Consider the following 19203-nt stretch of genomic DNA (forward strand, 5'->3'; position numbering starts at 1 on the left):
CGTTCCCTGATCGGAACGGCAGGTCTTTTTGGCGTGAAAAAAATGAAAAAAATCATAAAAATGAATTTTATCAAAATAATCTGAACAAACTAGGAAGCGTTTTCATCCAATGCTATGATCTCCTTAACTTAATTGAAAACGCTATCAATCGAGGGGGTTAATAAAATGAAAAACGTAAAGAAATGGACCGGAGTACTCCTCACTACAACACTGGCATTGAGCCTCGCAGCCTGTGGAGGTGGTGGTGGGCAGACAGCATCCTCTGGAGGTGCTTCTACCTATCCGGAAAAACCAATCTCGGTAATCGCTCCGTCGGGCGCAGGCGGCGGTTTGGATAAAACAGCGCGCTCCCTCGCAAAGGTGATGTCAGCAACCAAGCTAGTGGACAAGACGATCTCCGTTGAAAACAAGCCAGGTGGCGGACAGGCAGTAGGCTTGGCTGATTTCGTGACGCAGGACAAGAAAAACAACTATAAGCTCCTGCTTCCGTCTACACCAATTGTCATCAACAATGTGAAAAAAGAAGGGAGCAGCCCGCATTCCTACAATGATATGACCCCGTTGGCACAATTGACGAAAGATTACGGCGCAATCGTAGTAGCAGCCGATTCTCCATACAAGGATCTGAAATCGTTAATGGATGCAATCAAAGCAGATCCAACCAAAGTAACGGTTGCAGGCGGTTCTGCTCCTGGGTCGCTTGATCACTTGACCTTTTTGATGCCAGCTGTAAAAGCGGGAATTGATCCGAAATCAGTGAAATACATCTCCTACGATGGTGGAGGAGAAGCGATCGCATCACTCTTAGGTGGTAATGCTGACGTACTGGCAACAGATGTATCCGGTTCCGGTGAATACGTGAAATCCGGTAAAGTAAGAATCCTGGGTGTTTCTTCCCCTGAGCGCTTGAAAGGTATGTTCAAGGACATTCCGACCTACAAAGAATCCGGTTATGACACGGAGCTGATCAACTGGCGCGGTGTATTCGGACCAAAAGAAATGACACCAGATGCTGTTGCTTACTGGGAGCAAAAATTGAAAGCGATGACAGAGACTCCTGAGTGGAAAGCAGAGTTGGAAGCAAACGGCTGGGACGATGGATACAAAAGCGGTGCAGACTTCAAGAGCTACCTAGCTGAGCAAGAAAAAATGTTCAAAGAAATCCTGGGCTTGCTCGGAATGGCGAAATAAAAAGGGTTGATGGGGGGTGGAGAAGGAGCGATTCTTCTCCTCCTTCATTCTGGATTCTTGTACGAACAGGAGGGAACATACGTGAGCAAAACATTTGACCGCTTCGCCAGTCTGATTTTTCTCGTGTTGGGTGTAGCATTTGTGGTTGGCAGCCAAACCATCTCCGCGAGCGCTTACGGCAGCAATGTTGGACCAAACATTTTTCCGATGGGACTCGGAAGCCTTCTGATTCTGCTCAGTCTGCGATTGTTTTATGAGACGTTCAAATACAAGCAAGAGGGCGAAAAAGAGAGGCAAAAGCTCGATTACAAACGGTTCCTCATCATTCTTGTGGCGGCATTATTCTACGTACTGCTTTTAGAGGAAATCGGCTATGTGGTCAGCACCTTCCTTTTCCTTTTAGTTGGATTTCAGACGATGCAGAAAGGGAAGTGGCTCAACAGCGTGCTCATTTCCGGAGCGTTTTCATTCGGTGTCTACTTGTTGTACGTGGAAGTTCTCGATGGCACATTGCCCGGTTTGCCAACATGGTTAGGCTTGTAGGAGGTGGATGAAATGGGTGCGATTGACTATTTGCTGAACGGATTTGCCACTGCCCTGCAATGGCAAAATATCATCTTTGCGTTTGTCGGCGTCTTGATCGGGACAGTAGTCGGGGTATTGCCAGGGATTGGGCCAATCAGTGGCGTGGCCTTGTTGATTCCGGTGACAGCGTCGTTGACGAGTGGACTGCCGCCAGAAGCAGCGGCGACCAGCGCGATTATTTTGCTGGCAGGGGTTTACTACGGAGCGATGTACGGCGGCTCTACCACTTCGATTTTGTTAAATACTCCTGGTGAATCATCTTCCGTCGTTACCGTACTGGATGGATACCCGATGGCCAAGCAGGGAAGAGCGGGAGTCGCTCTCTCCATCGCTGCGATTGGTTCGTTTTTTGCAGGGCTTGTCTCGCTTATCGGTCTGGTATTTTTGGCAGAGCCACTCTCTGAAGTCGCACTCAAGCTCAGTCCGGCAGATGAGTTTTCGCTAATGATCTTGGGGTTATGTGCACTGAGCGGGCTGGCAGGCAAGTCCGTGACTAAAGCATTGATGATGACCGTTTTTGGGTTATTGATCGCGACGATCGGGCTGGACAATGTATCCGGCGTGGCGCGGTTTACCTTTGATATGCCTGAGCTATATTCCGGTTTGGAATTTTTAACGATTGCCGTAGGCGTATTTGCGCTTGGAGAAGTGTTCAAGACGATCCTCGAACGTGATGTGAATGAGGGGGAGATCGCCAAAATCTCCCGAATTATACCGACCAAGCAAGATTTGAAGGAAAGTGCTGGACCGATTCTCCGCGGATCGCTGGTTGGATTCTTCAAAGGAATTGTTCCTGGTTCTGGTGCAACACTGGCATCCTTCCTCGCCTATTTATTGGAAAAGAAAATCAGTAAAACGCCTGAAAAATTCGGCAAAGGGGCAATCGCTGGCGTAGCGGCTCCAGAGTCGGCGAATAACGCAGCATCTGGCGGGGCGATGATTCCCCTTCTGACCTTGGGGATTCCGGGAACAGGGACGACAGCGGTATTGATGGGTGCACTGATTATGTACAACGTGCAGCCAGGCCCACTCTTGTTTGAAGATCATCCGGACATCGCTTGGGGCTTGATCGCTAGTATGTTCATCGGTAACGTAATGCTCTTGATCCTCAACATGCCGCTCGTAAAAGTGTTTGCGAAGCTGATTGAGACACCGCCTAAATATTTGATCCCGATGATCGTTGCTATTTCCGTGTTCGGAGTGTACGCAGTACGAGTCTCGGTATTTGATCTGGTCTTGCTACTCCTCTGTGGACTCGTGGGTTACTTCTTGGCGAAAAACGATTTCCCAATGGCTCCACTCGTTCTGGGCTTGGTCTTGGGTCCGATGATTGAAAACAACTTGCGACGCGCGCTGACGACGTCCAATGGTGATTTTTCTATCTTTATTCAAAAGCCAGTATCGCTGGTGTTTCTGATCATTGCGTTTCTCTGGATCACCGTTCCCTTGATCATGAAAATGAGAGGGAAGAAAGTAATCGTGAACGAAGAATAGAGGAGGGCCATTCTCATGCGCGATGACAAAAAGATCAAAGAAGAAGTCAAACAGCAGTTCGGTGCGAATGCCGAAAAGTATGTGAATAGCCAGACGCACGCTACGGGAGAGGATCTTGCTCTCCTGGCACCATGGCTGAATCCGTTGCCTGATTCGGTGTTTCTCGATGTGGCGACAGGTGGTGGTCATCTTACGAAGGCGATCGCTCCACATGTCGGTCAAGTCATTGCGACAGATTTGACACAGCCGATGCTTGCGGCGGCGCGAAACCATCTGAAGTCTCACGCAAGCAATGTCCTCTATGTGGTCGCAGACGCAGAAGCACTGCCATTTCTGAACGAATCCTTTGATGCAGTCGGGTGCAGAATCGCGGCTCATCACTTCCCGAACCCAGAGGAGTTTGTAAAAGAAGTGGCCCGTGTCCTGAAGCCGGGTGGAAAGTTCGTGCTGATCGACAACATCGCAGCAGAGGATGAAAAGCTGGATCGATTTGTGAATACGCTGGAGAAACTGCGCGATACCAGCCATGTACGTAGCTACTCACGCTCCGAATGGTTGAAGTGGATGGAGCAAGCGGGTCTGGTGGAGAGCCAGTCGCGCATTCGGAAAAAGACGTTCCCGTATTCGAGTTGGGTCAGACGTACGACAGAGTCTGAGGAACAGGTCGAGCAAGTTACCGCGCATATTACAAGTGCTGATGAAAAAATCCAAGCCTACTTTGCTGTAAAAAAAGAGGGCGAGCAAGTCGTTTCCATCCAAGTAGATGAATGGATGGCGCTGTTTGAAAAGCTAGAATGATAAGGACGATGCTTCTAAGCTGGTCCCCGCTTACGATCAAGCGGGGGCTTGTTCTTTTTTATATGGGTACCTAAGTAACGATTCGTAATGATAAGGGCTGTTTTCACGACGGTTTTTGGCATTATATGTTTGGTATCTTGGTTTGTATTTACTATTCGTTTGAATTCGGTCAATATAGAGTACAAATGGTCTATATGAAGGAAAATATGCTACTATAACCACAGGAGGTATGTGATGGATGAAGTTGACCTGAGAATTGTTCAATTGCTCGAGGAAAACGGAAGGATATCTCACGAGGAAATCAGCAAGCTGCTGCACATCTCGCGACCGGCTGTCCACCAACGGGTTGCCAAGCTCGAAAAGAATGGCGTTATCAAGGGATACCGTGGCATCATTGACTGGAGAAAATTAGATCAAAAGCTGAAGGTATTGATCTTCGTCAAAGCAAGATGTCAGAACTTCAAGGAACTCACAGCAAAGATTGTGAACGTTCAGGTACCAAACGTGACCATCATCGAATGCCAACGGCTCGCGGGAGAGTGGTGTATGATGCTAAAAGTACGTGCAACGGCATCGGAAGATATCACCAATCTGATCGATGAAATGGTTCAGTATGACGAAATACTGGAAACCTCTACGACCTTCGTCTTGTCGACGATCTACGAGGATGGATGGAAAGAAATTTGACAACCAAGGTGGAAACACAATGACAGGAAAAAAAGATTCGAAATTATTTGTCGTTACGATTGCGTTGCTAGCGGTCTACATTTTTTGGGGAGGTACTTATCTCGGAATGAAGATCGCCATAGAATCGATGCCTCCCTTTATTATGGCGGGCGCACGATTTTTTCTGGCGGGATTGATCCTGTTCCTGATCGGACGTTGGAAGGGAGCAGAGCTGCCCAGTGCTGTCGAATGGAAAGGGGCCGGAATTGTTGGGGCGTTACTGCTTCTGGGAGGCAACGGGGTTGTCGCATGGGCACAGCTCAAGGTACCGTCAGCAATTGCTTCCTTACTAGTCGCTACGGTTCCATTATGGATTCTCGTCTTCAACTGGATCGGTGGCAGCAAGCAGAAGCCAACAGTTGGCGTCATGGGAGGAATTCTGTTTGGGTTGGCAGGGATCGCTGTGCTGGTTGTCCATCCCGGGGGCACAGGTAATCAAGGGGTGGATACTATCGGAATTCTGGCGCTCCTGTTTGCCTCGATCTGCTGGTCAGTGGGATCGTTGTATTCGCGTAATGCGAAGCTCCCGGCATCACCAGTGATGGCGACCGCCTTGCAAATGATCATCGGAGGAATTTTGCTGGGGATTGCGTCGCTGTTTCTCGACGATTGGACGAAGCTGCATCTGTCGGAGATTACCCTGCGTTCCTGGATTGCCTTTGGCTATTTAGTTGGATTCGGTTCCATTGTCGCCTACACGGCGTATATTTGGCTTTTAAAAAATGCAGAGCCTTCACTGGTCTCCACATACGCCTATGTGAACCCGATTGTCGCAGTATTTTTAGGCTGGCTGATCGCTGATGAACAATTGACGAGCCAAACCTTGATGGCTGCTGTCATGATCATCGCAGCTGTTGCCATCATCACGATGTTTCGGGGAAAGCGTCCAGGTGCGACACAACCGGTAGCAGGAAATGAAAAGGGGAAGCTTCAGGTTCATAAATGAAGCTTCCCCTTCTTTTTGCCAACAGGCATTATTTGGCCGCTTTTTGCGGAACCCAGCGGTATTTTCTTTCCGGACGTCCGACGGTTCCATAGAACGTCTCGACCGTCACTTCATTAATAGAGACGAGAAATTCGAGGTATCTGCGCACGGTCGAATGGCTCATGCCAGCCAGTGCAGCGAGATCATCGGCATTCATGCTTTGGGTGGTCTCCTGCATCTTGTCCCGGATCAGCTTTAATGTCAGCTTGTCGATGCCTTTCGGGAGAGTGGCGACAGTCTCAACAGTTTTGGTAGCGGGAGTGTGTGCGGCTTTCGTAAATAGCTTGTCCACGGCTGTTTGATCAATGGTTGTATGCTGCTGCAGCTGACGTCTTGTATTAGCATATTGCTCCAAGGTAGACATGAATTTATCGATCATAATCGGTTTGATGATGTAGCTGTATGCCCCGCCACGTATCGCTTCACGCACGGTTTCCACATCGTTTGCCGCTGTGATCATGACCACATCAATCCCGCGAAAATGCTTCCGTACTTCACGCAACAGGTCAATCCCGTTCATATCCGGCAAATAAATATCCAAGAGCAGCACATCCGGCGTAACGACGTGAAGCATCTCCAATGCCTGTTTTCCAGTCGTGGCCGTGGCAATAATCTGGAATCCTTCCAGTTTACTTGTGAATTGTTCATAGATTCTCGCTGCAATTTCGTCATCTTCCACGATCATGACGGTAATGGGTTTCTCAGACATCGTGGATTGCCCCCTCTCTACTTGCTTTGTCCCAATTTTTGGGGACAACGACGGTGAAACGCGCTCCGCCAAGATCACTTTTCCCGAGTGAGATTTGCCCCTCTAACAGCTCGATGGCGTTTTTCACAATGGCCAAACCGAGTCCGCGATTTTCACCTGCTTTTGTAGTGACACCGCTTTCAAATATGCGAGGCTCCAATTCTTTTGATACCCCGTGCCCGTTGTCTTCGATGTCAAAAATGATATCGCCACCTAAATCGGTAAATGATACGTGAACCATTGCGTCAGAGCCTTTGTATTCGAGTGCAGCTTCCATCGCATTGTCGATCAAATTGCCGAGAATTGTGACCAATACCTTTGTATCCAAGCTGTCAGGTACATTTCCCAAATAGCTGTCCTGATCAATTTCGAGCAATACCTTCAGTTCTTTGGAGCGGTTGATTTTCCCTAGCAGGCAAGCTGCGATGAAGGGCTCTTTTACTGAGCTCATAATGAAGGCGAGAATATCCTGCCGTTCCTTTACTTCATCGGTGATGAGTTCGATTGCTTTGTCGTACTCCTTTAGCTTGAGTAGGCCATATATGGTGTTCAAACGATTTAAATATTCGTGATTTTGTGACCGCATATTGTCCGAAAAGGAACTGATCTTCGTAATTTCTTCGGTGAGCTGCTCGATTTCAGACTCTGGACGAAATGTGAAGACCACGCCTCTGATCTCGTTATTACTCAAAATAGGAGAGTAGTCGGTTATAAAAATTTCGTGTCCCAGCAAAATTTTATAGTTCATTTCTTGCGTATTTCGATTAACGGAATAAATGATGTCACGCAATTGCGGGCTAGCGATCGATTTTCCTATGGTCAAATCCTCTTGGAGGAGGGATCGTGCGCGTTTATTCATCGAGACGACACGCCCTTGCATATCGACTGCTACCGTAGCATCGCGAATCGATTCAAGAATAGCTGCTTTTTCTGTAAAAAAAAAAGGAGATTTCTTCTGGCTCCAGACCAAAGATCAATCGCTTTACTCGTCTGGCAATGATAATAGCGCCAATAATTCCGATGACCAACAGCACCAGGGATAAGGAGACGACTCTTTCCTTGTATTCTGCGACCTTTTTCTCTACATCACTCATGACATAGCCGACAGAGGAGACGCCGATTGTTTCGCCTTTCTTGTTGACGATCGGTGTTTTCGCTTTGATGGCTGGACCTGAAATGCCTGTCCCTCGATAAATGACCGAGCGGTTTTCTAAAAAGACGGGGTCATTGCTTGTTCCCATCGGTAGTCCAATCTGCTTTGGGTCGTAGTGAGAGTATCGAATTCCGTCCTTGTTTCCAATCACCACATAGCTGGCGCCCGTTTCCATTCGTATGGTTTCGGCTATCGGTTGAATCGTCTGGGAAGGATTATCGGTATCGAAGGCTGCGATAATGCGTTCGTTCATGGCAGATAGCTTGGCGACCGTCATGGCCTGCTGTCCAATATAGCGATCCAAAATATCATCTAATATGAAGGAAAATAAGGCAGTTCCAATCCCCATGCTGATCAGGACAACGATGGAAATGAGCAGAACCATTTGGGTTAAGAGGCTGATGCGGGCTTTTTTGGGTGTATGAACCATGGGCAAACCACCTTCGATGACAGATCCAGATGCTAAAAATGTATGAAACCGTTTACTCCATTCATTATAACAATAACGCTTTCACATTTGTGACACAAAGTAAAAATGTTACAATGCGATAACCAATAGGTTTATGAAAAAAGTTTTGACAAATTTTTTATAAAAAATTGAACAAAATATGAACAACAAGTGAATATTATGTTACAATAAGAGCATCAAACAAAAACGGTCACGCAAAAAATCTATAGCGATAGGGGTTTTGTGTTATGAATAACGATCGAAAAGCAGCAGATGTATTAAGATGGATGGCTTGGACAGTATTAGTCGTAGGTGCTGTTATTATGGCATTCACTGCAAGCGATTTCAGATCGCAGAACTTGCCGTTGATGGTGTCTATCGGATTTTTGATCGCTGGCATGAATATCTTCATTATGAGCACGGTGTTTCGCTTGATGACATTAAAAAGAAATGACGCCTAACAAGATAAAAGTAATCCCTTAGAGAACCTCTCATTTTCTTCATTATAAATGGGAGGTTTTTTTATCTATACGGAATTTTGCCGTCAGCCAACCGGGCTGGCGTTTTTTTGATTTTTTTATTAAAAGTGAAAAGAAACTTGACATTCAAGATTGGGCGAGATGACCAGAAATGGGTGCTAAACTTCATTAGAGGAGAATCCTAACAAGAATATGATCAACTCGTGAATGCTATGTGAACACTTTGTAACAGAAAAGCTACGAAATATTGAACGTCGTTAAAAACGAGTACAAAAGCTCGCTGACTCTGATAGTATGGATATGCGGCAAATAGTGAAGTTCACTTGTGTTAAAAAACCTCTATTGTGAGGAGCTCTCGAAAAGTGTGAATGCACGAGACCTCTCCATAGAGAGTGACTGCACTATCGACATATGTGAGGCGAAGTTCACCTAAAAAGAACTGACGCTCTCAAAGTATTACATGCTTGTTGTTTGTGACTAGGAGGGATTAGGAGAATGAGCGGAGGAAAAATGCTGAGGCATATCCAGTTTTGGATCTTGGCAGTGTTGGGCACCGTTCTGCTGACAGGCTGTGGTAGCGAATACCTCGTCTTGAATCCAAAAGGACCTGTAGCAGAAACGCAGTACAATCTCATTATTATTTCCACGATATTGGTCGCTGTCATTATCGTTCCGGTTATTGCGCTTACCGCTTTCATTGTATACCGCTATCGGGATACACCGGGCAATAAAGCAACTTATAAGCCGGAGTGGGCACACAGTACAACCCTAGAGGTAATTTGGTGGATTATTCCTATTGTTATCGTTGCATTGCTGGGTTACTTTACTGTCCGTGATATTTATTTGTTAAAAGAGAACCCAAATAAAGAAGTTGCCCCTATGACCATTCAGGTTACGGCTTTGGACTGGAAATGGATGTTCACGTATCCAGAACAAAATATCGCAACTGTTAACCATCTGGAGATTCCAGCAGGTGTACCGATTCGCTTCCAAGTATCTGCTGATGCACCGATGAACTCTTTCTGGGTTCCAGAATTGGGTGGACAGATTTATGCGATGGCGGGAATGGCTACCGAGCTGTATCTGCAAGCAGATGAACCAGGTACATTCGCTGGATTTAGCTCCAACTTCTCTGGTGAAGGCTTCGCTAAAATGCAGTTTAATGTAGTGGCAAAACCGAAAGAAGAGTTCGATAACTGGGTCAAAGAAGTAAAAGGTACGACTCCAGCTATGACGAAGGCAGATTATGAAGAACTTCGCAAGCCTGGCGTGACAGATAAGTTTACGTACTCTGCATTCCCAGAAGGTATGTTTGAAGAGATCGTTGCCAAATATGGCCATGGTCACGATATGGACTATGTGATGGAGAAACTTCCTGCGCCTGCAGGTGACAAGTCTTCTAATGAGACTTCGCAAAATACGCAGCAAAAGACTGAATCGCACAACATGCCTGGAATGAATCATTCCAGTATGAACCACTAGGCGAGAGGGAGGAGGAATACCACGTGTGGGAGAACATTAAGGATTTTGCATCCACGTTCTTTGTAACAGGTGACCCGCTGATTTACGGTGCGGACGTATCGATTGTACTATCTATGGTTGCGATCGTATTCGTTCTGACTAAGTATAAAAAATGGGGTTGGCTATGGCGTGAATGGTTGACTACAGTTGACCATAAGCGTATTGGTATTATGTATTTGATCGCATCGCTTCTGATGCTGTTCCGCGGTGGGGTTGACGCCCTGCTGATGCGTTTGCAACTGGCATTCCCGAACGTAGAGTTCCTGAACTCGGAACACTATAATGCCATCTTTACGACTCATGGTACGATCATGATTTTGTTCATGGCGATGCCGATGATGTTTGCTTTGTTCAACATGGTAGTACCGCTTCAGCTCGGTGCTCGAGATGTAGCGTATCCGTTCTTGAACGCACTCAGCTTCTGGTTGTTTATGCTCGGTGCGATGTTGTTCAACCTTTCGTTCGTAATCGGGGGCTCCCCGGACGCTGGTTGGTTGTCTTACCCGCCATTGTCACAAAATGAATTCAGCCCTGGACCAGGTCAGAACTTCTATATTTGGGGGATTCAGATCTCCGGTATCGGTAGTTTGGCGACAGGGATTAACTTTATCGTAACGATTCTCAAAATGCGTGCACCTGGCATGAAGCTTTCCAAAATGCCATTGTTTAGCTGGTCCGTATTGTCCAGCTGCATTATGATTATCTTCGCTTTCCCAATCTTGACTGTAACACTTGCACTGTTGTTCCTTGACCGTTTTGCAGGTGCTCACTTCTTCACGATGGACGGCGGCGGTAATCCGATGATGTACCTCAACCTCATCTGGATGTGGGGTCACCCTGAGGTATATATCGTAGTAGTACCAGCTTTCGGTATCTTCTCTGAAATCGTGGCTACGTTCTCACGTAAAAAGATTTTCGGCTACAAATCAATGGTTTGGGCGATGATGATCATTGCCGTTGTATCGTTCTTTACATGGGCTCACCACTTCTTCACGATGGGTACGAGCGCAAGTGTTATCGCCTTCTTTGCGATATCAACGATGGTTGTTGGGATCCCGACCGGGGTTAAGGTCTTTAACTGGCTGTTTACAATGTACCGTGGTCGGATATCCTTTAAACAACCAATGCTGTGGACCATTGCCTTTATCCCGTGCTTCGTAATTGGTGGAGCGACAGGGGTAATGCTGGCAGTAGCTCCGGCAGACTATCAGTATCACAACAGTTACTTCTTGGTTGCCCACTTCCACCAAGTATTGATCGGTGGGGTAGTGTTCGGTTACCTGGCTGGTATTTACTACTGGTGGCCAAAACTGTTCGGCTTCAAGCTCGACGAGAAGCTGGGCAAATGGGGCTTCTGGTTCTGGAATATTGGTTTCTACGTGTGCTTTATGCCGCAATACGCGCTCGGTTTCATGGGTATGACGCGCCGTTACTACACGTACGGTTGGGACCGCGGTTGGGCAGACATGAACCTGGTATCCACTGTTGGGGCATTCATGATGGGTATCGGTTTCATCTTCCAAGTATGGCAAATCGCTTACAGCATCAAGCATGGTGAGCGCGACACGACAGGCGATCCATGGAATGGTCGTACGCTGGAGTGGTCGATTCCGTCACCTGCACCGTTCTACAACTTCGCTGTTGTACCACAAGTGAAAGAAATGGATGACTGGTGGGCAACAAAAGAAGCAAAAGCAAATGGCACCTATAAAGAACAACCGGCGAAACTGGAGCCGATTCATATGCCGAAGAACTCTGGAATTCCGTTTATCATGGCGAACTTCTGGTTCTTGGTAGGTTTTGGTTTCACATTTGGTTGGGTTTGGATGGCCGTCATTGGATTCATTGGAGTATTCGCATGCATGTGGGCACGCTCCTTCCAATACGACACGGATTATTACGTACCGGTGGAGGAAGTGCGTCGCACTGAGGCTTCACTGGGGAGGGTGGTGTAACGATGGCGCAGCATCATGACCATGGTCACGGCCACGACCACGACCATCATGAAGAGCATGAACAATTAAAGGTTCTTGGTTTTTGGATTTTCGTTGTAACAGACTGCGTGCTGTTCGGTACATTGTTTGCAACGTATGCGGTAATGATGAATAGCTTTGCTGGCGGACCAACTGGACAGGAATTGTTCCAGCTGCCAGGTGTTATTGCTTCAACCTTTATCTTGTTGACAAGTAGCTTTACCAGCGGTCTCGCTGTTCTAGCGATGAACAAAGGCAATGTCAAGCAGTTGATTGCTTGGCTGGCTGTAACGGGTCTTTTGGGACTGTCTTTCGTAGTGTTGGAAGTCACTGAGTTTATGCACTTAATCAGTGAAGGTGCAACCATGGGTACTAGCGGCTACTGGTCCGCTTTCTACACACTGGTTGGTACGCACGGATTGCACGTAACGCTTGGTTTGTTCTGGATGACTGCGTTGATCTTCCAGCTGAAGCGTCGTGGAATCACCGCGGTTACTCGCCGCAAAATTACCAACCTGAGCTTGTACTGGCACTTCCTTGACGTTGTGTGGATCTTCCTCTTCACAGTCGTTTACTTGATGGGGGTGATGTAAGGTGGCACAACATCAAAACCATGGCGGACATCATAGTCACGGATCGATGAAAGAGTACGTGATCGGTTTTATTCTGTCGATCGTGCTCACCATTATCCCACTCGTGCTGGTCATGAACTCAATTTTGAGTAAAACGGCGACCATGATCGCGATCTTGGTAATGGCGGTATTGCAGTTCGTAGTTCAGTTGGTCTTCTTCATGCACATCCGCGAAGGAGAAAAACCGCGCTACAACGTACAGACATTGATTCTCGGACTTGTGATTGTATTTACAATCGTTGTAGGTTCCCTCTGGATCATGTTGTTTAACAAATATTAATCAGTTAAGAGCGTGGCACAGGCGATTCGTTGCTTGTGTCACGCTTTTCTTGTTTTTGAAGTGGCGGCAGTGGGGGGAAGAAGCGCATTTCCAGTCTGCGCTTCGGCCTACGCCCCGCAAGGGGGATTGACTGTCCGCTTCTTCAGAAAAAATGGCGGGAGCGCTTCAAACGTTGAAATTTCGAAGAAGTATTCCATAAGTGAAGCTGAAATTCCCCGCCATTTTTTCCGAAGCTGAGTGGGGCTCCAGAGGCGCTTGGACTGGAAATGCGCTTCTTCCTACGCGGCTTTTCGTCAACTAATAGAAGTGATTCAAGAAGGTAAAAAATTGTTTGGCTAGTAACTCTCTCTCCTTGCAGCTATAATAGAAAGAATTTTACGCTAAAATATGCAAAGGGAGTGGAGTCGATGGCTGGGAAACTGTATTTAACGAAGCCTTGTGCAGAACTTCAAGCAGAGTATATTTCCTTTTATGAGGAATGGAAAGAAAGTGGAGAGCCTATCGTACCGTGGGTGGTGGGTCGGGAGCCTTATGATTTTTCTGCGTATCTGGAATTTCTGGTGGGTGAGAGCAGCGAGGAAAATCTTCCGGATGGCTATGTTCCTCATTCGACGTATTGGCTCGTGAATGAGGAGCAACGCATAGTGGGGGCGGTGAATATTCGGCATCGTTTGAACGAGCGTTTACGAAAATACAGCGGGCATATCGGATATGGAATCCGACCTTCCGAGAGACGCAAAGGATACGCGACGGAAATTTTGGCGCAAGCATTAAACATCACGAGCGAGCTGGGTATAAATGAAGTATTGGTGATTTGTGATTATGATAATGTTGCATCGGAAAAAACGATTCGGAAGAACGGGGGTGTCTTTGAGGCAGAATGTACGGACGATGATGGAGTGGTCATCCGCCGATTCTGGATTACACGACCTTCGTAAAAGTAGAGGGCTATCTCAATGTCAGTATCGATGACGTTTGAGATAGCCCTTTCCCTTTTATTAATCTACCTCGTATGCAATCAATTTTTTTGCCAATCACAAAACCAATTCGCAGTTCGATAGAATTCACTCCTTAGATCAAATATTTTCCATATAGTCAGCACAAAATTGCGAAAGCTGTTGTCAAATTTACAATACTTAGTATATAATTATGTTGTGAAAGTTATTTTGGAAGGGAGAGATTTCTTTGTTTGATATCGTGATTATTGGAGCAGGCCCAGCAGGAGGAAGTGCAGCGTTGTTTGCTGCAAAAGCAGGTAAGAAGACGTTACTGATTGATAATGACAAAAGCATGACCAAGCGCGCGTGGATGGAAAATCATTACGGCATCATGGAAATCTCAGGTCCAGATCTCATTGAGATCGGTAAGAAGCAAGCAGCGAAATTCGGTGCGGAGCTGGTAGCCGATCAAGTGAGCAATATTAGCAAAACAGAACAAGGCTTACTTGTTGAGACAGCGGAAAAAGGCAGCTTTGAGGCGAAGCACGTTATCCTAGCCACTGGAGCGCTCGTGACACTTGCGGAATCCATCGGGGTGAAGACCACAGAAGGCACTGAGCCACGGATCAAAACCGTAGTCAATGTCGATGCACAAGGGAAGACGAATATCGAGGGAATTTGGGCAGCTGGTACGTGCGCAGGAGTAAGCGTACATACAATCATTACTTCTGGGGATGGCGCAAAGGTCGCAATCAATGTCATCAGCGAACTGAACGGCGAGCGCTACGTCGACCACGATGTTTTGAAAACAAACTAAAAGGTTAGGAACACCTTCTTACCATTTTAAAGAAGGTGTTTTCTTTTATATCAAGTCTACTTGGTAACATGAATCGCTTGTATCGTGATCTCGTTTTTGACATAATGAAACTAATTGTGTTAGGCGAAGAGAGGAATCCTATCAGGTTGAAGAGCGTTCCTGTTGCTCTGGAGAAATGATACGGATTCTATTTTTATCTAGATTACTTTGTAAAAGTAGGGAGGGAGACAGGTAGCATGTCCGTCAATCATGTGGTGATAAGCTTGATCGTATCTTCCTGCACGATCGCACTTATTTTCTTGATTCGAAAAGTATTTCGCTCACAGCTGTCGGCTAGATGGCAGTACAATTTGTGGTTTCTCTTGTTGGTCGCTTTGACGCCAGTTATTATCCCGAATTCCTTTTTTGATTTTGGAAATCTTTTTGTTTCAGGCATGAATCAGCGTAATGAAGCTGTCAGTTCTACGCTCGCTACACAGACTCCTGTGTTTGAAAATGCGAATTGGGTAAAGGATTTAACGTTGTCGGTAAGTCGCTATACACCGGACGCCTTCCCTACGATTTTGGTCAGCATATGGGTAGTCGGCATGATCGTTTGTGCTTTGATCACGTTATCAGCTTGGTTAAAAATCCAGCAGCTTAAGCGGACAGCAACTGTGATCACCAATCAAGAAATCATCGATTTGTTCGAACAATGCAAGAAGGATGTCAAAATAACGCGGCACATCGTGCTAGCAGAATCTAAGCAAGTCAAATCTCCGATGACGTTTGGCGTTTTTACGACGTATGTTGTCCTTCCCAGTCATTTTGACGAATGGCTGTCGGTCAATGAAATGAAATACATCTTTTTGCATGAACTTATGCACAAAAAAAACCACGATATCGTCATGAACTATGTGACCGTCGTGTATCAGCTATTGTATTGGTTTCATCCATTGGTTTGGCTGGCTTTTCGGGAAATGAGAGTGGACCGTGAAATTGCTTGTGATGTAGCTGTGCTGAACTTTTTGGATAAGCGAAATTATGCGGAATATGGTCATACCATCATTAAGTTTTTGGATAAAGAAAGTCGAGCCGGAAATGTCGTTTTGGCCAATCAGTTAAATGGTTCCAAGAAGGAAGTTAAAAAACGAATTGAGAAAATCGCATCCCATAAGACCGAATCAAAGCTGTTGCAGTTGAAAAGTACAGTCATTTTTTCCATGATGGGCGTATTGGTTGCCAGTCAGGTTCTTGTTGGTTCCGCTTTAGCCGACGATCGCAGTCGCTATTATTTTCAAGATGACCGAACCATTTACGAGGATTTAGACAACTATTTCCGTGGCTTTGAAGGTAGTTTTGTCTTATATGATTTGAAAGCCGATCAGTATCGGATTTACAACAAGGCAGGAAGTACACAACGAGTTTCACCGAACTCCACCTACAAGATTTTTCTTTCCTTGTTTGGTTTGGAGGCCGATGTGATTTCAAGCGAAGATTCCCTATTAAAATGGGATGGAATCCGCTATCCGTATGAACAGTGGAACCGGGATCAAGATCTATTTACAGCGATGAGATATTCCACGAACTGGTATTTTAATGAGGTAGATAAGAGCATCTCTCCGGATATGATTCAAGTTTTTCTGGAACAATTGAACTATGGGAATTACAATACATCTGGTGGAGTCGGCCAATATTGGATAGAATCTACCTTGAAGATTTCTCCGGTGGAGCAGGTACAATTATTAAAAGCGTTCTATACGAACCAGTTTGGTTTTCAAGAAAACAATATCCAGACGGTGAAAGATTCTATCCGGTTATCGGAAAAGGCAGGTTCGATTCTTTCCGGGAAAACAGGTACGGGCGCCGTAAATCAAAAAGATGTGAACGGTTGGTTTGTCGGGTATGTAGAGAACGAGGAAGGCACCTACTTCTTTGCTACAAATATACAAAACGAAGATTACGCGAATGGACCTACAGCAGCAGAAATAACCTTGTCTATTTTGAAAGCGAAAGGTCTCTACTAGTCTTTGCTTTTTCCGTCATTATTAGAAAGGGGGAGACTTCAGTGTCTACATCCATGCCAAGTATTTCAGAGGCAGAATGGCGAGTCATGAATGTGCTATGGGAAAAGTCGCCGCTGACGGCCAACGAAATTATTTCCTCCTTGCAAGGTCAAACGGATTGGAACCCAAAAACAGTACGCACTCTTTTGAATCGTTTGGTTCAAAAAAATGCCGTTGGAGTCAATCAAAACCAAAGAGTCTATACGTTTTATCCGATGTACTCGCAAAATGAATGCCAGCACGCCGAGGCACAGTCATTTCTGGAGCGGATTTACAGCGGGGCTCTAAAATCGATGCTGGTTCAGTTCATCCAGAAGGATTCTTTATCGGATGAGGAGATTCAGGAGCTGCGTTCCATATTGGATGCGAAACAATCATCGACTGATCATCCTAATAAATAGAGTGCGCCCTTTCAAGCTGACTTGGAAAAACCAGTAACGGTTATCCAGTTTTCTTGAAAGGGCGTCTTTTTTAGCAGGAAAAAGGAGATTGACACTGTTGGATTACGCGTGTAATATTATCGTGAAATCAATTGATTACAAATGTAGTACGATATTACGTGTGTAATATAATGGTTATATCTTCCTAGAAAGAGGTTTGTCATCCATGAAAGTTCATCAATCTAGACTGTTCGGATTTACAGTGAAAACAATTTTTCTTACGCTTCTCACACTCACGGGTTGCTCTTCGGCAGAAGCACCCGTCGTAAAAACGGAAACGCCAGCATCTGCCATGGATCAAAAGTTCGCTGCGTTGGAAAACAAGTTTGATGTGAGACTTGGCGTATATGCGATCGACACCGACACCAATTTGGCAGTCGCTTATCGCGAGGATGAACGGTTCGCTTTTGCCTCTACATACAAGGCTTTAGCCGCAGGTGCAGTCTTGCATCAGAAATCGTTGGAAGAGCTCGACAAAGTGATCTCCTACACCAAGGACGATCTCGTTACTTATTCACCCATCACAGAAAAACACGTAGCGACCGGGATGACTCTTCGCGAGGTTGCAGACGCCGCGGTTCGCTATAGTGACAATACGGCGGGAAATCTGTTGTTCAAAGAACTTGGCGGCCCTAAAGGCTTTGAATCGGCTCTGAGACAGATTGGTGATGATGTGACGACATCCGAGCGCTACGAGACGGAATTGAATGAGGCTAAACCGGAAGATATTCGCGATACAAGCTCACCTAAAGCACTTGCAACGACTCTAAGAGCCTATACGGTAGGGGATGTGCTTTCGTCTGACAAGCAGACGATTATTACGGAGTGGCTGCAAGGCAACACGACGGGAGACAAGCTGATCCGTGCGGGCGTCCCCAAAGACTGGAAGGTCGGAGATAAGACGGGAGCGGCAAGCTACGGAACGCGAAATGATATGGGTATCATATGGCCACCGAATAAAAAGCCCATTGTCATTGCAGTGTTGTCTAGCAGGGATAAGCAGGACGCCACTTATGATGATGCGCTCATTGCTGAAGCTACCAAGGTTGCTGTCGACGCACTGACGGCTGCAAAACCGTGATAGATCAGTAAACATACGAAACTTACTACTTCACCAATGCTATTCCCTACAGGCAGGCTGGTATAGATCAACAAGTGAGGTGATCACTAGATGATAGACAACGGTGCGTATTTACTCGTAAAAAAAGGGGACCCCAACCAATTTACCACGCGCAAATATCTCACAAAAGATCGCTGTACAATCGGGCGGAGGGGGACTAGTTTTCAACTGGACATTACATTTGCCAGTCCGTACATTTCGAGATTGCATGCAGCTTTTCAAAAGATCGGCAACGATTATAAGATTATCGATTTGGATAGCAAACATGGCACAGAGGTAAACGGGACGCCGATTTATCATTCCTCTCACATTCTTCGTCACGGCGATCAAATCAGCTTGTCAAAAGGGGTAGCAGAGCTCGTCTTTTTACGAGAGGTCAATAGACTGGAAGATACTGGGGAACTCCCTTTCACGCAGCCAAAGAGCGCTTCGCTTTTGCCAAGTTTGGAGATTCATCTGGAGAGAAGAGAAGTACGTTTCGACGGGGCTAGACTGCATTTGACCGGAAAAGATATGGATTTGCTGAAGCTTCTATACCAAAAAGCGAACCAAGCCGTTAGTTTTGAAGAAATTATGCTAACAGTTTGGCCAGAGCGAATGTTGCATGAGGGGAATGTCCCAGATGTCGGACGGGTGGAAGTCAATGCGCTTGTATATCGATTAAGGAAAAAGCTTAGGCACTACGGGCAGCAAATCAAGACGATTCCACGATATGGGTATCGCTTAGATGTTTGAAACAGGGCTCTTGAAATGACTCATACGAAAAGCCTTTTCAAAACAAACACCTTCTCAAGAAAAACATGAGAAGGTGTTTTCTTTTTTCTTCCAAT

At 46.1% G+C, this 19203-nt stretch carries 18 protein-coding genes and 1 pseudogene; 17 read left to right on the top strand and 2 right to left on the bottom strand.

The window, feature by feature from the left end; genetic code table 11:
- Positions 1-165 precede the first annotated feature (165 nt).
- The 6 genes from C7R93_RS25445 to C7R93_RS25470 all read left to right on the top strand — a co-directional run bounded on the left by C7R93_RS25445 (position 166) and on the right by C7R93_RS25470 (position 5740).
- Complete coding sequence (locus C7R93_RS25445; RefSeq protein ID WP_106841401.1) at positions 166-1191, top strand: Bug family tripartite tricarboxylate transporter substrate binding protein; 1026 nt, start codon at positions 166-168, stop codon at positions 1189-1191.
- An 81-nt stretch (positions 1192-1272) separates the two neighbouring features.
- Positions 1273-1734, top strand: a complete 462-nt coding sequence (locus C7R93_RS25450) for a tripartite tricarboxylate transporter TctB family protein (RefSeq protein ID WP_106841402.1) — start codon at positions 1273-1275, stop codon at positions 1732-1734.
- 12 nt (positions 1735-1746) lie between these two features.
- The gene (locus tag C7R93_RS25455) at positions 1747-3270 is read left to right on the top strand and encodes a tripartite tricarboxylate transporter permease (RefSeq protein ID WP_106841403.1); all 1524 of its coding nucleotides are present in this window, start codon (positions 1747-1749) and stop codon (positions 3268-3270) included.
- A gap of 15 nt (positions 3271-3285) precedes the next feature.
- A complete protein-coding gene (locus C7R93_RS25460; protein ID WP_106841404.1) occupies positions 3286-4068 on the top strand; it encodes a class I SAM-dependent methyltransferase in 783 nt (260 codons plus the stop codon).
- Between the two features lie 234 nt (positions 4069-4302).
- Positions 4303-4755: an Lrp/AsnC family transcriptional regulator gene (locus tag C7R93_RS25465; protein ID WP_106841405.1), complete on the top strand. Its 453-nt coding sequence runs from the start codon at positions 4303-4305 to the stop codon at positions 4753-4755.
- A 19-nt stretch (positions 4756-4774) separates the two neighbouring features.
- Positions 4775-5740, top strand: a complete 966-nt coding sequence (locus tag C7R93_RS25470) for an EamA family transporter (protein ID WP_106841406.1) — start codon at positions 4775-4777, stop codon at positions 5738-5740.
- Positions 5741-5768: 28 nt separating this feature from the next.
- Here the strand turns inward: C7R93_RS25470 and C7R93_RS25475 are convergent, their stop codons facing one another.
- Positions 5769-6488: a response regulator gene (locus C7R93_RS25475; protein WP_106841407.1), complete on the bottom strand. Its 720-nt coding sequence runs from the start codon at positions 6486-6488 to the stop codon at positions 5769-5771.
- Positions 6481-8116, bottom strand: a pseudogene (locus tag C7R93_RS31065) (ATP-binding protein). The gene C7R93_RS25475 and the pseudogene C7R93_RS31065 overlap by 8 nt, the downstream one beginning before the upstream one ends.
- A gap of 260 nt (positions 8117-8376) precedes the next feature.
- Here C7R93_RS31065 and C7R93_RS25485 point away from each other — a divergent pair.
- The 11 genes from C7R93_RS25485 (at position 8377) to C7R93_RS25535 (ending at position 19108) form a co-directional block, all read left to right on the top strand.
- Positions 8377-8589, top strand: coding sequence for a hypothetical protein (locus C7R93_RS25485; protein ID WP_106841408.1), 213 nt, complete (start codon positions 8377-8379; stop codon positions 8587-8589).
- Between the two features lie 513 nt (positions 8590-9102).
- Complete coding sequence (gene qoxA, locus C7R93_RS25490; RefSeq protein ID WP_106841409.1) at positions 9103-10089, top strand: cytochrome aa3 quinol oxidase subunit II; 987 nt, start codon at positions 9103-9105, stop codon at positions 10087-10089.
- A gap of 23 nt (positions 10090-10112) precedes the next feature.
- Positions 10113-12083 carry a cbb3-type cytochrome c oxidase subunit I gene (locus tag C7R93_RS25495; protein WP_106841410.1) on the top strand — a complete coding sequence of 657 codons (1971 nt, stop codon included), beginning with the start codon at positions 10113-10115 and terminating at the stop codon, positions 12081-12083.
- A gap of 2 nt (positions 12084-12085) precedes the next feature.
- Positions 12086-12694 carry a cytochrome o ubiquinol oxidase subunit III gene (gene cyoC, locus C7R93_RS25500; protein WP_048031550.1) on the top strand — a complete coding sequence of 203 codons (609 nt, stop codon included), beginning with the start codon at positions 12086-12088 and terminating at the stop codon, positions 12692-12694.
- 1 nt (position 12695) lies between these two features.
- Positions 12696-13013: a cytochrome o ubiquinol oxidase subunit IV gene (cyoD, locus tag C7R93_RS25505; protein WP_106841411.1), complete on the top strand. Its 318-nt coding sequence runs from the start codon at positions 12696-12698 to the stop codon at positions 13011-13013.
- 407 nt (positions 13014-13420) lie between these two features.
- Positions 13421-13951 (top strand): GNAT family N-acetyltransferase, encoded by a 531-nt coding sequence (locus C7R93_RS25510; RefSeq protein WP_106841412.1) that lies wholly within the window; start codon positions 13421-13423, stop codon positions 13949-13951.
- 247 nt (positions 13952-14198) lie between these two features.
- Positions 14199-14768, top strand: coding sequence for an FAD-dependent oxidoreductase (locus C7R93_RS25515; RefSeq protein WP_106841413.1), 570 nt, complete (start codon positions 14199-14201; stop codon positions 14766-14768).
- Between the two features lie 236 nt (positions 14769-15004).
- A complete protein-coding gene (locus C7R93_RS25520) occupies positions 15005-16774 on the top strand; it encodes a BlaR1 family beta-lactam sensor/signal transducer (protein ID WP_106841414.1) in 1770 nt (589 codons plus the stop codon).
- A gap of 41 nt (positions 16775-16815) precedes the next feature.
- A complete protein-coding gene (gene blaI, locus C7R93_RS25525) occupies positions 16816-17214 on the top strand; it encodes a penicillinase repressor BlaI (RefSeq protein WP_106841415.1) in 399 nt (132 codons plus the stop codon).
- A gap of 205 nt (positions 17215-17419) precedes the next feature.
- On the top strand, positions 17420-18334 hold the full coding sequence (gene blaBBI / locus C7R93_RS25530; protein WP_106841416.1) for a BBI family class A beta-lactamase: 915 nt from the start codon (positions 17420-17422) through the stop codon (positions 18332-18334).
- A gap of 90 nt (positions 18335-18424) precedes the next feature.
- Positions 18425-19108, top strand: a complete 684-nt coding sequence (locus C7R93_RS25535; RefSeq protein WP_106841417.1) for an FHA domain-containing protein — start codon at positions 18425-18427, stop codon at positions 19106-19108.
- The last annotated feature ends 95 nt before the right edge of the window (positions 19109-19203 follow it).

Source organism: Brevibacillus fortis, from assembly GCF_003013395.1.
Classification (GTDB): domain Bacteria; phylum Bacillota; class Bacilli; order Brevibacillales; family Brevibacillaceae; genus Brevibacillus; species Brevibacillus fortis.